Source organism: Acinetobacter sp. GSS19, from assembly GCF_028621895.1.
Classification (GTDB): domain Bacteria; phylum Pseudomonadota; class Gammaproteobacteria; order Pseudomonadales; family Moraxellaceae; genus Acinetobacter.
On record NZ_CP117520.1, the window covers coordinates 2,382,877 to 2,397,807 of the forward strand.

Here is a 14,931-nt window from a genome sequence, read left to right on the forward strand (position 1 = left end):
ATCAGGAGCAAGCCATCATTTTAAAAAATGTGAAATATTTCACATTATTAACTCTGGAATTACGCTCTTTTTTTTACTTTTTGCTACACTGTGAACATTTCTGATTCAGGGTGTCCTTATGTCGATTCGTGACGCACGCAAGCAACAGAGTCATCAGGCCTTGCTCGATACTGTCCTGCAATTGTGTACCCAGGGACGCTCGTTCAGCAGCCTGAGTTTACGTGAAGTCGCACGTGAAGTTGGTCTGGCACCCACGGCATTTTATCGTCATTTTCAGGATATGGATCACCTTGGGCTAGAGCTAGTTGATCAAGCCTCCTTACAGCTCAAGAAAGTACTGTATCAGCTCAGCCTGGCTGCCCTGCAGCAACCGCAACATCCTCCTGAACATACCCTCGAGCTATTTTTTCAGGCCGTGGAAGCCTATCCTCAACCGTGGATTTTTATGATTGCGGAACGTTGGGGGGGCTGTACGCCGGTGCGTGAAGCCATCGAACGGGAAATCAATTTTCTGATTGACGATTGTAGCTATAATCTTGCTCAACATGCCTCGATTCAGGCGCTACAACCTGCCGAACAGCAGGCTTTGGGCCATCTGCTGATCAATCTGGCGCAAAGCTGGGCCATGTCCTGGATCAAATTATTACAGCAGAATGATGCGGCAAACTTGCCAGCGCAACGTGAGGTTTTATTACAACGTAGCCAGACCCAGCTGCATTTGCTGTTCTGTGGCATTTTGCACTGTGCTGATTCAGCTGCTGAACCAGCCTGATCACATGAGCATAAAAAAACCCGCCGTAGCGGGTTTGATACACCAACCATAGATTATTTGGCTTTACGTTCTTTCTCGATCAGGTAATTCACCACTTGGGTGACTTTGGCGTCTTCACCTTGCACCACATATTTACCATTCACCACCACTGCAGGCACACCAGTTAACTGATATTGCTGGGCAAGACGGTTGGACTGAGCCACTTTGGCTGTAATCGCGAAGGAGTTAAATAAGCTGTTAAATTTCGCTTCTGGTACGCCATAACGGGTAAAGAATTTTGCCTGTGATGCTTGGTCAAAAATTTGCTGCTTATTGACATGAATCGCATGGAATAATGGCAAGTGACTGCGCTTGCGTACACCCAAAGCTTCTGACACGTAATAACCACGAGCACCCTGCTCCCACACTGGATTCATCGCAGCGGGAGTACGCACAAAACGCACATCTTTTGGCAGTTTTTTCAACCAGGTCTGCATATGCGGTTCAAGCACGAAACAGTGCGGACAGCCATACCAGAAAAACTCACGGACTTCGATTTTACCCGGTACTTCCACTTTGACCGGATTCGCGACCACGCGATAGTCCGTGCCCGCCACAAAATTTGCCGCCATGGTTGTCCCCGAAAAGGCCATCACCGCAGCAGACACTGCACCCAAAATAAACTTTTTCATTTGCTTTATTTTTCCTCATCAATTGTTATGCGTAGCATATGCCGCCAATATAAAACAAATATGCGGAAATGGTTTTGCTTGTGTGAACTTTTTTACGCGATTTATCGCTTTTTCCAGAATTGACGCTACACTAGCAGCACAGAAGATTTCTCAAATAACCAGGTAAATTGAGGTGCCTCCATGTCGCAACCGAATGTTGATCCACAAGAAATTGCTAAATTCGAAGCACTTGCTGCCAAATGGTGGGACCAGCATTCTGAATTCCGTCCACTGCATCAGATCAACCCTTTACGTCTGAATTGGATTGACGAACATGCAGGAGGTCTGACCGGTAAAAAAGTCTTGGACGTGGGTTGTGGCGGTGGCATTCTCGCGGAAAGCATGGCGCGTCGCGGTGCCAATGTCCTCGGCATTGATATGGGCGAAGCCCCTTTGGCTGTAGGTCGTTTACATGCCGAACAGGAAGGGATTCAAAATATTGAATATCGCCAGATTCCAGTCGAAGAACTCGCCAAAGAACAGGCCGGCCAATATGATGTTGTGACCTGTATGGAAATGCTGGAACATGTCCCTAACCCGGCCTCGATTATCCAAGCCTGCCAGACTTTGGTCAAACCGGGCGGCCAAGTCTTCTTCTCGACCATTAACCGTAATCCAAAATCCTACCTGTTTGCGATTATCGGTGCGGAATATGTGCTGCGTATGTTGCCAAAAGGTACGCATGACTATCACAAATTTATCCGTCCATCCGAATTGGCACACGATATCCGTAATGCGGGCCTGCAACTGAAAGAAATGACCGGTTTACATTACAATCCGATCAGCAAACGTTACTGGCTAGCGCCGAATGTAGATGTCAATTACATGGTTTACACGGTCAATGCAGAGGGTTAAATGAAAGCGGTTTTATTTGATCTCGACGGCACGTTAATTGATACAGCAGCCGACTTTGTGCGCATTATTCAGGACATGTGTCGCCATGAAGGTCGCGAGATTGTGGCGGCTGACCTGATCCGCACCCAAGTATCCGAAGGCGCACGTGCCATGGTAAAACTGGTCTATCCGGAACTGGACGTGACCGATCCAGTTTTCTTGGGCCACCGCCAACGCTTCCTGGATCTCTACGGTGAAGATATTGCCGTCGAGACCGACCTGTTTGACGGCATGTATCCCTTACTTGAACAGCTGGAAAACCAGCAGATTCCGTGGGGAATTGTCACCAACAAACCTCGTGGCTTGAGCGAAGCGCTGCTCGAGGCGCTGAATCTCACCCAACGCTGTGCCGTACTGGTTTGCCCGGAAGATGTCACGAAAACCAAGCCGGATCCTGAACCGATGTATCTGGCGGCACAACAGCTGGCGATTGACCCGGAACAGATCATTTATGTGGGTGACCATCCCCGTGATATTGATGCCGGACGCAATGCCAACATGTATACCATTCTGGCCGCCTATGGCTATTTGCCTTTACAACACAAAGATGACTTAACAGCCTGGCAAGCCGACTGTATAGTGGAGAATGTCACTCAACTGCATCAGACCCTACAGCAATTATTGACTTTACAACAAACGGGATCTGACAAGCTGGCCATAACATAACAATAGATAGGAGGTCTCTCATGAAATATTCCGAATACCAGCCCCGTCCGGACTTGCTGAAAGACCGCATTATTCTGATCACTGGCGCGGGAGACGGTATTGGTCGTGCCGCCGCGATCAGTTATGCCCTGCACGGTGCAACCGTGGTGTTGCATGGTCGTACGCTGAACAAGCTCGAAGTCATTTATGACGAGATTGAAAGCCTGGGTGCGCCACAACCGGCGATTTTGCCTTTGCAGCTGTCCAGCGCTTCGACACGCGATTATGAACTGCTGGTTGACACCCTTTCACAGCAGTTTGGTCGTCTCGATGGTATCCTGCATAACGCCGGCATTCTGGGAGAACGGACTGAACTGGCTCATTATCCAGTCGATGTCTGGGATGATGTCATGGCCGTGAACTTGCGTGCACCATTTGTCATGACCCAGGCCTTATTGCCGTTATTGCAGCAGTCTGAGCATGCCTCTGTGGTCTTTGCCAGTTCGGGCGTAGGCCGTGAAGCACGTGCCCTCTGGGGCGCCTATTCGGTTTCGAAAATTGCCATCGAAGCGGTCAGCAAAATTTTTGCAGCAGAAAACACCTATCCGAATGTGCGTTTTAACTGTATCAATCCCGGTGCCACCCGTACCGCAATGCGTGCCAAGGCCTATCCGGATGAGGATCCAAAGACCCTCCCTTTACCGGAAGCCATTATGCCGGCCTATCTGTATCTCATGGGTGAAGATAGCCTGCATCTGAATGGAAGCAGTATTGATGCACAGGGTTAAACGACTAGGCGATTCAGTAAGCACCCGATCAGGGTGCTTTTTTATAATAGCCAGAAATTAAAATCGGATTATTAAATTAATTTTATAAAATTATTCGGTTTTTAAGATTTAAAAATTCCCGATATAGTCCTCCCTAAGTAATCCATTACACAGAGGAAACCTCATGGCTGACCCAATCCGTAAGGCAGCAATTTTGCGTTCGATTGAAACCTGGCAATTACCTGAAAATTTCATTTCGGCTCTGGAAAATGCCGAACAAGCACATGGGATCGCGGAAACCATTCAACAGCTTGAAGCCTTATACCAACAGTGGAATTAAGAATCGCATCGACAGCAAAATGGGCAAAACCGATTTTCTTGTTACAGCCCATCGAACTACGAAATGGAAGTTAAACACCCGCAACGAGAGCTCAGGCTGCTGCAGAGATTGCTCATTTGTGCAATACGAGCGGATGATCTGACATGCTATGCTTGCCGCGCAATATTTTTAAAAAAACTCTGCGTTGATCTTCATAGTTTCTCTGCATTTGATGCGTAAATTAGCTATAAGGAATCCATGCAGTTGTGAATGAGGGTGCAACATGAAAAAGATTTTGACAGTTCTGGCATTATCTTGTGTCACTGTGCTGGCGAGCACAACATCATTCGCAGCACCACCTTTTGCCAAACAGCAACATTTTGAAGCACGGGGTGAGTATTCCGATGCACGTGACTGGCGTGAAGAGCGTGATGATCTGTTTGAACAGCGTCGTTTACGTGAAGAACGTGGGGTTAAGCGCCTGAAACAGCACAAATGGCAAACCGGTTATGTAATGCCCCAGCATTATCGCGGTGAGGGTTATAAGGTGGAATATAAAGACCACAATTTGCCCAAGCCTAGCCGTCATCAGCAATGGTATAAGATCAACAACGACTATATTTTAGTAGATTCAGATAGCAACGGGATCCTGCGTATTGTCAGCGATTAAACCTTTTGATCTAACTAAAGCCCAAGACCTATCCGTTTTGGGCTTTTTTTTCGTGCACATTAAAAGCTCAAATTTAGCGTTACACCGTCTGCCGGATTCCTCCATAACTTTCACAATACACTTAGAAATCTTCACGATTTCTCGCCAATTGTTGATTAATTTATTTCTTATACAACGAAGGAAATAAAGAGGTCTACATGAAAACTTTAGCAACCGTACTCGGCTTATCTTTGTCAGCCTTGCTGACAAGCACTGCAATGGCGGGCACCTATGAACAGCACCGCGATCATGCAACACGCTATCAATACGATGAACGCCACTGGCAGGATCGCGATCATGATCGATATCAGGATCACCGCCATTATGATGAACAGCGCCGCTTACATCGTGTTGACCCAAGCCGTGACTGGCGTGTAGGTCAGGTACTGCCCCGTTACTGGGATCAGTCACGCAATGAAGTGAATTATCGTCATTATAAAGGCTTGAACAAACCTGGTCGTTATCAGCAGTGGTATAAGATCAATGGCGACTTTGTGCTGGTCAATGAGCGTAATAACCGCATTGTGCGCATTATTAATTAATCCCGTACAGCCTTGGGAGTTCCTCCTCCACACCCAAACCCCGGTTTGGGTGTTTTTTTGCCTGTTATATGCCAGCGCTATTTTTTTGTTTAGAATCAGCAGAGATGAATACGCATTCACATTGAGACCGCTATGCCAGCAGAATTTTTCGACCATCACAGCCGTAACACACAACAATATGTGCATTGGTTTCGTCATTCTGCACCGTATATCAACGCCCACCGTAATAAAACCTTTGTGCTGATGTTTGATGGCGAAGCCGTACAGCATCCTAACTTTCAGCACATCATCCATGATATTGCCCTGCTGCACTCGCTCGGCATCCGGCTGGTACTGGTGCATGGTGCCCGTCCTCAAATCAATGAGAACCTGCAACAGCGCCAGATTGTCACGCCTTTTCATGGCGACCGCCGCGTCACCACACGTGAATCACTCAGTTGTGTGATGCATGCAGTGGGTTCGATCCGTCTGGAAATTGAAGCACTGCTGTCGATGGGACTGGCCAACTCCCCCATGTATGGGGCACGCATTGAAGTAATCTCCGGCAATTTTGTCACGGCCAAACCCTATGGCATCCGTGAGGGTGTAGATTTTCAACTCACCGGTGAGGTGCGCTCGATTGATAGCGCAGCAATTCACCGGCATTTGGATAACCACAATATTGTGGTGCTTGGCCCAACTGGTTACTCCACCACGGGCGAAGTGTTCAATTTACTAGCCGAAGAAGTGGGTACCAAAACCGCGATTGCCCTGAAAGCAGAGAAATTGATCTTTCTCGGGGAGCGACAAGGTCTCGAAGATGATCAGGGTAAATTGCTACGGGAAATCACGCCAAATCAGTTGGATCAGCACATTGAGCATTATCAGCAGAAGCAACCGGAAATTGCCCTACATCTGCAAGGGGCGAAATATGCCTCACAACACGGCGTACGTCGCGTACACCTGCTGTCCTATAGCTATGATGGTGCCTTGATCGAAGAGCTGTTCACCCGCGATGGGATCGGCACTATGGTCACCGAGGCACATTATGAAGAAGTGCGTATGGCCAATATTGGTGATGTAGGCGGTCTGATTAATTTACTACGTCCGTTGGAAGAAGAAGGGATTTTGGTCTATCGCTCACGGGAACGTCTGGAAAATGAAATTGGCCAGTTTGCGGTGATTGAGCGCGATGGTACGGTTCTGGCCTGTGCAGCGCTTTATCCAATACCAACCAGCGCAGATGAAATCCGCTCGGCAGAAATTGCCTGCGTCGCGGTACATCCAGCCTATCGTAAGTCGAATCGGGGCAGCCAGATTCTGCATTTTCTGGAAGACAAAGCCAAAGCGAACGGAATTCAGCAACTCTTTGTACTCACTACCCGAACTGCGCACTGGTTTCTCGAACATGGTTTCGCCCCTGCCAGCGTCGACGATCTCCCCAATACCCGTCAGGCGCTATATAACTATCAGCGCAACTCCATGGTGTTTAAAAAATTGATTTGATGCTGTTTTTACGACAGCTGATATAGCTGTATTTTCGATATCGTTATCAATGCGGATGACGATATCTCATGGCTATGTTGAGCTAAAAAATAATGACCCATATGGCTCCATCTGCTATTTAAAATAAAAAACAATAAAATCAATTGATTAAGAAAAATCAAAAACCTCTTATGGGAACTCGTTACAGCATCTTTTCCCATAAGCTTTGCAGCATTTTGGTTATCTCAATTTCGTATGAGTAATGCCTTAATTTTTATTTTTTCCTGCTCACTAATCGCTTTAGTTTGTGTGCATTCACTGAACTGAACCATGATTCGGAGCACACATCATCATGAACAACCCTTATAAAACCTCCTGGACCAAGTACGCTGTTCTTGCTGCAAGTATTGCGGGCGTCATGATGCTGTCTGCTTGCAGTAAACCGGCTGCAACGCAAAATACCACCTTACAGATCGGCTACCAGAAATATGGTGTACTACCGATCTTGAAAGCGCGCGGGACGTTGGAAAGTGCACTGAAAGATCAGGGTATGCAGGTGAAATGGGTGGAGTTCCCGGCTGGTCCTCAGTTACTGGAAGGCCTAAATGTCGGCAGCGTGGTGTTTGGTGAAGTAGGCGAAGCCCCACCTATTTTCGCTCAGGCCAGCAATCCTAACTTGGTCTATGTGGCCAATCAGCCCGGCGCGCCCACTGCAGAAGCGTTGCTGGTTCCAAAAGATTCCAGCATCCAGCGCATCGAGCAACTCAAAGGCAAACGCGTGGTCTTGAATAAAGGCTCGAATGTGCATTATCTGCTGTTAAAACTACTCGAAGCGCATCAACTCACCTTAAAAGATATTGAAGTGGTGTACCTGCCACCGGCCGATGCACGGGCTGCCTTTGAACGCGGTGCGGTGGATGCCTGGGTCATCTGGGATCCATTCTTTGCAGCAGCAGAACAACAGATCGGTGCGCGAGTCTTGGCAACCGGCCAGAATCTGGTGAGCAACTATCAGTTTTATCTCGCCGACCGCAAGTTCGCGCAGCAAAACCCGCAGGTTTTGAAAACCGTGGTGAATGAACTGAACAGCACCACGCAATGGGTGTCACAACATCAAGATGAAGCCGCCAAACTACTAGAAAAGCCAACCGGACTGGACGCCAACATCCTGAAAAGCTCGATTTCCCGCATGAGTTTTGGCGTGCAGCCCATCTCGGCACAGGTCGTCCAGCAGCAGCAAGCTGTGGCCGATGCGTTCTATCAGCAAAAGCTGATTCCAAAACAAATCAAGATTCAAGATGCCATCTTAAACAACGACATTAAATAAGAGCATACCCATGGCCACCTTAAAACTATTCTCTCTCAGTGCTTTGCTCGGACTGGCATTCAGCCTGAGTGGCTGCCAGAAAAGTGAAACGGCGACCACCGCTGCAGAGCATCCACCTGCCCAATCGGAAGTCAAAACCCTGACCGTTGGCTTTCAGAAAAGTGCCCTGAATTTACTGGTCGCCAATCAACAGGGTTATTTGGCACAACAGTTTCCACAGAGCAAAATTGCCTGGAAAGAGTTTCCAGCCGGCCCGCAAATGCTGGAAGCCATTGCGATTGGCGCAGTCGATTTTGGCTATGTCGGCAATACTCCACCTATTTTTGCGCAGGCAGCCAATAAGGAGATTCGTTATCTTGGCTTTGAACCGGTGTCCACCACCGGTAACGCGCTGGTCGTGCCAAACAAATCCAAGATTCAGCAATTGAGTGAACTGAAAGGCAAACGTATCGCGGTACAAAAAGGTTCCAGTGCGCATGAACTGTTGGCCAAAGTGCTACAAAAAGCCGGGCTGTCCTGGTCAGACATCCAGCCGATCTGGTTGCCGCCTGCCGATGCCCGTGCGGCATTTAGCAAAGGCTCAGTCGATGCCTGGGTGGTTTGGGATCCCTATCTGAGCGCAGCTGAACTGGATGGCAGCGCCAAAGTACTGGTCGATGGTCAGGCGTTCCCGGCAACCTATTCTTTTTATGTCGCGAGCCCTGCTTTCTTAAAACAGCATCCGCAAAGTGCAGCAAAGTTTCTGCACAGTGTCAATCAGGCGGATCAATGGGTGGTCCAGCATCCTCAGCAGGCAGTTGACGTCTTGGCACAAAGTACCGGCATTGACCCAAAAATTGCTGCAGTAGTGGTGCAGAAGCGACCTAAACCCGCTCCCGTACAGCCGCTCAATCCAGCCGTAATTGCCGAACAGCAACGTATTGCCGACATGTTTGTACAGGTCGGACTGATTCCGCAAAAAATCCAGGTTCAGCATAACGTCTGGACTGGCCAATAACTCAATTTTTCTGAATTTACCTAAATCAATTTTAAAGGAACACATAATGAAAATTTTCTGGTTCATTCCTACCCATGGTGACAGCCGTTATGTCGGTACCAGCAAAGGTGCGCGTCAGGTCGATCATGCCTACATGAAGCAGATTGCGGTTGCTGCAGACAACCTCGGTTATGAAGGTGTCCTCATCCCGACAGGCCGTTCCTGTGAAGATCCATGGATTACTGCAGCTAGCCTGATCGACGCAACGAAACATTTAAAATTTTTGGTGGCACTACGCCCGGGCGTCACCACACCAGCGCTGGCTGCACGCATGGCAGCGACCTTTGACCGGTTATCTGGCGGGCGTGTTTTGCTGAATCTGGTGACTGGAGGCGACGAGCAGGAATTGAAAGGTGATGGACTGTATGAAGACCATGCGACACGCTATCAGACCGCAGCAGAATACACCAAAATCTGGCGTGAAATCCTTACCCGTTCACATACAGGAGAATCCTTTACCTTCCACGGCGATCACTTAAAAGTTGATGACGCCAAACTGCTGTATCCACCTGTGCAGCATCCTCACCCACCTTTATGGTTTGGTGGTTCATCGGAAGCAGCACATGAGCTGGCAGCGGAACAGGTCGATACCTATTTGACTTGGGGGGAACCACCGGCAGCGGTCAAAGAAAAAATCGAAAATATGCGTGCCCGTGCAGCGGCCAAAGGCCGTCGTTTAAATTATGGCATCCGTCTGCATGTGATTGTCCGTGAAACCAATGAAGAAGCCTGGGCGGCTGCAAATGACCTGATCCAGTATCTGGATGATGACACCATTGCAGCAGCACAGAAAAAATTTGCCCAGATGGATTCTGTGGGCCAGCAACGCATGGCTGCCCTGCATAATGGCGACCGCAATAAGCTGGAAGTAGCTCCTAACCTCTGGGCCGGTGTTGGCTTGGTACGTGGTGGCTGTGGCACAGCTCTAGTGGGTGATCCGGAAACTGTGGCGGCACGCATTCAGGAATATGCAGATCTGGGCATTGGCACATTTATCTTCTCTGGCTATCCACATCTGGAAGAAGCTTACCGTTTTGCCGAACTGGTCTTTCCATTATTGCCGATCGAAACCCGTAAAAAACTGGCACAGCCCAACCTGACAGGGCCGTTTGGCGAAATCATTGCCAATAACTATATCCCTGAACAGGCGAAGCACAAATCCATCGCCAAGGAGCTGGCCTGATGCGCAACCCTGTTTCTGGGAAAATTGTTTCACGTGGAACAAAACAACTCGGGCAGCGTTTGCTGCCCTGGCTGTTCCCGATTCTACTTCTTCTCATCTGGCAACTCGCCTCAAGTGGCGGATTGCTGGAAAGCCGGATTCTACCGGCACCGAGTGCCGTAGTCAGCGCCTTCTGGCGTCTATCTCTCAGTGGTGAGCTTTGGCAGCATGTCCAGGTCAGTGCTGGACGTGCTCTGCTCGGCCTGCTGGTTGGTGGTGGCTTGGGATTGCTGCTCGGCCTGCTAAATGGCTCGTCTAAAGCCGCTTCAACATTGCTGGATACCACCTTGCAAATGATCCGCAACATTCCGGCTCTGGCACTGATTCCCCTGGTGATTTTATGGTTTGGCATCGATGAAACCGCCAAGCTGTTTTTGGTGGCCGTCGGCGTATTTTTCCCGGTGTATATCAATACTTACCATGGCATCCGTTCTGTTGATGCACAACTGATCGAGATGGGAAAAAGCTATGGTCTCAAAGGTTGGCAGCTGTATAAAGAGATTATTTTACCGGGTGCCATGCCTTCCATTCTGGTCGGTCTACGCTTTTCGCTGGGTCTGGTCTGGGTGTTGCTGATTGTGGCTGAAACCATTTCCGCCCAATCCGGTATCGGCTATATGACCATGAATGCCCGTGAGTTCTTGCAAACTGATGTGGTACTGGTGGGTATTCTGCTCTACGCCCTGCTCGGCAAGCTGGCGGATGTTTTGTCACAAGGCCTGGAACGTTACCTGTTACGTTGGCATGCCGGCTATCAAAAATAAGAAGAGGAGCATTCCAATGAACGATTTATCAATTCGCTTTTATGCCGATGAGCCAGCACAACCTGAACAGCTGCCGGCCACAACTTCTCAAGTACCATTAGGCGGTGAAATCCTGATTGAGCAGCTGCACAAATTTTATGGCGAGGTCAAAGTCCTGCAAGACCTCGACCTCAACATCCAGCCGGGTGAATTTGTCGCGATTGTCGGTCGTAGTGGCTGTGGCAAAAGCACCCTGCTGCGTCTGATTGCCGGACTGGAACAGGCCAGTTATGGTGAAATCAAGTTCAAATCTGCACGCCATATCCGCGAAGGCATCACCAGCGACGATATTCGCGTGATGTTCCAAGACCCACGATTATTGCCGTGGAAAACCATTCAGCAGAATGTTCAACTCGGGCTGGACAAAGACCAGCATACACAGGCCTCTGATTTACTGCAAAAAGTGGGACTAAAAGAAAAAGCCGGACTATGGCCGGCACAACTCTCGGGTGGACAGCGTCAGCGTACGGCATTAGCGCGTGCCCTTTCACATACTCCACGGATTTTATTGCTGGATGAACCTTTAGGGGCACTGGATGCCCTGACGCGCCTGGAAATGCAGAAACTGATCGAACAACTCTGGCAAGAGCAAGGCTTTACTGCGGTACTGGTCACCCATGATGTGGCTGAAGCCGTACAGCTCGCCGACCGGATTATTCTGCTGGACAGAGGCCATATCGCCCGGACGTTTAATGTTGAACTGCCTCGCCCACGCAAAAAAAGTATCGCTTTTGCCGAACTCGAACAGCAGGTGCTCGATGCGGTCTTAGCCACCTAAAACAGCTTTGAGTCACGTCACGGCGTGGCTCAAATCAGTGTTCTCCTGCAATCTCATCAGCTTTTAATAATCACTAAAAATATATAATGATTTCATCTTCATCACTGATAAAAATACACCACCTGTTTTGCGCTATATTAGTGCAAAAATCATGTAAATATTGATTAAGATTAAAATTCTAAGATCTTTAACCGAATAAAATAAAGCAAAAAAAAGTTTAGATTCTGCACAAAACAGCCTAATTGGCTTACAATTTGCGATTCCCCTTTATTCATTCTTTTTCAAACAAAATGGAACAAAAGAAGAGTACCCAAAAACGACATCAGTTGTTGAATGCAGCGTTGGATGTGTTTTCTCATTATGGATTCAATGGAGCGAGTCTAGATGAAATTGCCCAATTGGCCGATATGCACAAGTCGAATATTTTTTATTATTATGAAAATAAAGAGGCATTGTATGTAGAGGTGTTGACCAACGTCCTGCAGAAATGGCTTGCACCTTTGCAAACCCTTGAAGTTGAACTCGAACCGACGGAAGCTTTAACCAATTATCTGATGGATAAAATCGAAGTTTCACGCACGCAGCCTAAAGCTTCAAAATTGTTTGCTCTGGAAATCATTCAAGGTGCACCGCATATTTCACCGATCCTGAAAGGGCCACTGAAAAAGCTGTTCAAGCGTAAAGCCAAAGTCATTAGCACCTGGCAAGAACAAGGCAAAATTTCTGCTGCCATTGATCCAGAATTACTGATTTTAAATATCTGGGCGGTGACGCAAAACTATGCCGACTTCAGCAGCCAAATGGAAATGGTGACTGGCAAAACCCTCCGCAACCGCAGCATGAACCAACGTGCCATCGAACATACCGTGCACATGATGCTCTACGGCGTACTACCACGTTAATTCAACCTTCCCATTTTCGCCGGACACGGGGAAAATCTTGGCAATACGACCATAGAGTTCTATGGTCGCCAAAAGCTTCAAGTCAATTTATCGTCACACCCTTTATCACTGTCATACCCTGCATCGCCACACGCCATCAAGGTGAACGGCCCGCTTAGAAACTTTGATACAGCGACAATAGTTTTTTAGCCCCAACCAGCAGATTCTCCTCCCAATCCATATGTGCCGTATCATCCGCGCCATCGGTAATGTATTTGACCGACAGTAAACGTACTCCAAGCCGATTGCAGACTTTAGCCAGTGCATAACCTTCCATATCCACCAGATCACAATGTACTTTAGGCAACGCGGTTTCAAAATTATCCCCGGTTCCACAAATGCCCTGCGGTAAATGCTGAAAAAAAGGCTGTAGGTGAATATCCGCAGGTAAATACTCATCCATTGGGGTGACGCCGACAGGAAAACCCAGCGGCGATACATCCATATCCCGCTGCACAAAAGTTTTGACTTCTACCAGACTGTGACGTTCAAATTGGGAACTTCCCGCCGTTCCCAAATTCAGCAAGGTTTTACAACCGGTTTTCTGGATCACCTCAAAGGCTTTAAAGGCTGCATTGACTTTGCCAATGCCACTGTAATGCACATCAATCCCGGCCTGTTCAAACAGACCTTTAGATTCACTCGGCAAAGCCATAATCAAGGCCAAATCAGATTTCATGAAAGTAAATTCCCGGACGTAGGAGGACGAAAAAAATATGGTTGCAAACATGTATGCTGTACTATTTTAGCATGCGGCCCGGTAGCCGCGTTGCAAAGTGGCATGATCAAAAATATAAACTGGAAAACCTCAAGGGTTAGACTGCATTCACTTCAAAAGAGCAGCTTTTGCGTCCCGAGGCTTAGTGCTGTTTCAGCAGGATCTGTTAAAAAAATCTGAGTAAAAACACAACAACAAGACGAATGCGCGAGAATATGGCAATATATATCACTTTAAAATTTTAAGCTCATTTTAACGCCATGAAGCTGCTCCGTCTGAATGCTTTAGCACCCCATACACAGTTGCCAAAAACCGCAGTGACGATTGGCAATTTTGATGGTGTCCACGTCGGACATCAGGCGATGATTGCCCAGTTAAAAGCCCGGGCGGAAGCCCAGAATTTAAAAACTCTGGTGATGATTTTTGAGCCGCAACCGCTCGAGTTCTTCAAAGGTTATGAGGCTCCGCCCCGCATTACCTCATTACGCGAAAAAGTCGAATATCTCACTGAACTGGGTGTGGACTATATTGCAGTGGCACGCTTTGATCGCGCCTTTCGCCATCTCAGTGCGGAAGAATTTGCCGACATGCTGAAACTGCAGCTGAATGCGCAAAGCCTGGTTTTGGGCGATGACTTCCATTTTGGTAAAAACCGTCAGGGGAATAGCGAATTTTTACGTCGCTATGGCTTTGAAGTGACCAATTTAAATACCGTTGAATTTGGTGGGGAACGTGTCAGTTCCACCCGGATCCGCCAGGTACTACAACAAGGTGATCTGGCTCTCGCAGCGCAATTATTGGGTCGTCCCTATAGCATTACTGGACGCGTCCAATATGGTGATCAGCTTGGCCGTACCCTGGATTTCCCGACCATCAATGTCCGGGTCGGACGGCACAAACCCTGCCTGCAAGGGATTTATGGCGTACAGGTCGAATGGCAACAGGGTGATCTGGCCAAAAATGTACAAAGTCAGCATCCGCAAAAACCCGGCATTCCGGGTTATCTCCCGGGCAGCCTGTTTGGCGCAGGCCATGTTGGTACTCGACCAGCCATCGCGCAAGAACAGCCGGAATGGCGATTAGAAGTTCATTTCCCGGAGGTTTCAGCCCATCTGTATGGCTTGCTAATGAAAGTGACGTTCCTCAACTATTTGCATGGTGAGCTGAACTATCCTTCACTTGAAGCCTTAAAAGCCGGAATCGATGATGATGTGGTAAAATTGCGCGCGTTCCGTGAAAACACGCCGAATTTTCCACTTTAACCTAGAATTTTGATTGTAAAAC

Annotated in this window: 17 protein-coding genes; 15 read left to right on the forward strand and 2 right to left on the reverse strand. The window is 48.2% G+C overall.

What is annotated here, in order from left to right; genetic code table 11:
- Positions 1 to 118: 118 nt before the first annotated feature.
- On the forward strand, positions 119 to 772 hold the full coding sequence (locus tag PGW99_RS11365; RefSeq protein ID WP_273777818.1) for a TetR family transcriptional regulator: 654 nt from the start codon (positions 119 to 121) through the stop codon (positions 770 to 772).
- A gap of 53 nt (positions 773 to 825) precedes the next feature.
- Here the strand turns inward: PGW99_RS11365 and PGW99_RS11370 are convergent, their stop codons facing one another.
- Entirely contained in the window at positions 826 to 1,443 is a 618-nt protein-coding gene (locus tag PGW99_RS11370) for a thiol:disulfide interchange protein DsbA/DsbL (protein WP_273777819.1), read from the reverse strand.
- 180 nt (positions 1,444 to 1,623) lie between these two features.
- Between PGW99_RS11370 and ubiG the strand changes: the two genes are divergently transcribed.
- From ubiG to PGW99_RS11435, 13 genes are all read left to right on the forward strand, one after another.
- Positions 1,624 to 2,337, forward strand: coding sequence for a bifunctional 2-polyprenyl-6-hydroxyphenol methylase/3-demethylubiquinol 3-O-methyltransferase UbiG (gene ubiG, locus PGW99_RS11375; protein WP_273777822.1), 714 nt, complete (start codon positions 1,624 to 1,626; stop codon positions 2,335 to 2,337).
- Positions 2,338 to 3,042 carry an HAD family hydrolase gene (locus PGW99_RS11380; protein ID WP_273777823.1) on the forward strand — a complete coding sequence of 235 codons (705 nt, stop codon included), beginning with the start codon at positions 2,338 to 2,340 and terminating at the stop codon, positions 3,040 to 3,042.
- A gap of 20 nt (positions 3,043 to 3,062) precedes the next feature.
- On the forward strand, positions 3,063 to 3,809 hold the full coding sequence (locus tag PGW99_RS11385; protein WP_273777824.1) for a YciK family oxidoreductase: 747 nt from the start codon (positions 3,063 to 3,065) through the stop codon (positions 3,807 to 3,809).
- 163 nt (positions 3,810 to 3,972) lie between these two features.
- Positions 3,973 to 4,128 (forward strand): hypothetical protein, encoded by a 156-nt coding sequence (locus tag PGW99_RS11390; RefSeq protein ID WP_273777826.1) that lies wholly within the window; start codon positions 3,973 to 3,975, stop codon positions 4,126 to 4,128.
- Positions 4,129 to 4,390: 262 nt separating this feature from the next.
- Positions 4,391 to 4,777, forward strand: coding sequence for an RcnB family protein (locus PGW99_RS11395; RefSeq protein WP_273777827.1), 387 nt, complete (start codon positions 4,391 to 4,393; stop codon positions 4,775 to 4,777).
- Between the two features lie 197 nt (positions 4,778 to 4,974).
- Positions 4,975 to 5,358, forward strand: a complete 384-nt coding sequence (locus PGW99_RS11400; RefSeq protein WP_273777829.1) for an RcnB family protein — start codon at positions 4,975 to 4,977, stop codon at positions 5,356 to 5,358.
- A gap of 132 nt (positions 5,359 to 5,490) precedes the next feature.
- A complete protein-coding gene (gene argA / locus PGW99_RS11405) occupies positions 5,491 to 6,843 on the forward strand; it encodes an amino-acid N-acetyltransferase (protein WP_273777830.1) in 1,353 nt (450 codons plus the stop codon).
- 331 nt (positions 6,844 to 7,174) lie between these two features.
- Positions 7,175 to 8,149: a sulfonate ABC transporter substrate-binding protein gene (locus PGW99_RS11410; protein ID WP_273777831.1), complete on the forward strand. Its 975-nt coding sequence runs from the start codon at positions 7,175 to 7,177 to the stop codon at positions 8,147 to 8,149.
- A 10-nt stretch (positions 8,150 to 8,159) separates the two neighbouring features.
- Entirely contained in the window at positions 8,160 to 9,146 is a 987-nt protein-coding gene (locus PGW99_RS11415; RefSeq protein ID WP_273777832.1) for an aliphatic sulfonate ABC transporter substrate-binding protein, read from the forward strand.
- Between the two features lie 46 nt (positions 9,147 to 9,192).
- The gene (gene ssuD / locus PGW99_RS11420) at positions 9,193 to 10,368 is read left to right on the forward strand and encodes an FMNH2-dependent alkanesulfonate monooxygenase (protein WP_273777834.1); all 1,176 of its coding nucleotides are present in this window, start codon (positions 9,193 to 9,195) and stop codon (positions 10,366 to 10,368) included.
- Positions 10,368 to 11,171, forward strand: a complete 804-nt coding sequence (ssuC, locus tag PGW99_RS11425) for an aliphatic sulfonate ABC transporter permease SsuC (protein ID WP_273777835.1) — start codon at positions 10,368 to 10,370, stop codon at positions 11,169 to 11,171. The genes ssuD and ssuC overlap by 1 nt, the downstream gene beginning before the upstream one ends.
- Positions 11,172 to 11,187: 16 nt before the next feature.
- A complete protein-coding gene (locus tag PGW99_RS11430; protein WP_273777836.1) occupies positions 11,188 to 11,988 on the forward strand; it encodes an ABC transporter ATP-binding protein in 801 nt (266 codons plus the stop codon).
- Between the two features lie 290 nt (positions 11,989 to 12,278).
- Complete coding sequence (locus tag PGW99_RS11435; RefSeq protein ID WP_273777837.1) at positions 12,279 to 12,890, forward strand: TetR/AcrR family transcriptional regulator; 612 nt, start codon at positions 12,279 to 12,281, stop codon at positions 12,888 to 12,890.
- Positions 12,891 to 13,044: 154 nt separating this feature from the next.
- Here the strand turns inward: PGW99_RS11435 and PGW99_RS11440 are convergent, their stop codons facing one another.
- A complete protein-coding gene (locus tag PGW99_RS11440) occupies positions 13,045 to 13,608 on the reverse strand; it encodes a 5'-methylthioadenosine/S-adenosylhomocysteine nucleosidase family protein (RefSeq protein ID WP_273777838.1) in 564 nt (187 codons plus the stop codon).
- 299 nt (positions 13,609 to 13,907) lie between these two features.
- On the opposite strand from PGW99_RS11440, the gene ribF reads away from it, so the two are divergent.
- Positions 13,908 to 14,909, forward strand: coding sequence for a riboflavin biosynthesis protein RibF (gene ribF / locus PGW99_RS11445; protein ID WP_273777840.1), 1,002 nt, complete (start codon positions 13,908 to 13,910; stop codon positions 14,907 to 14,909).
- Positions 14,910 to 14,931 lie beyond the last annotated feature (22 nt).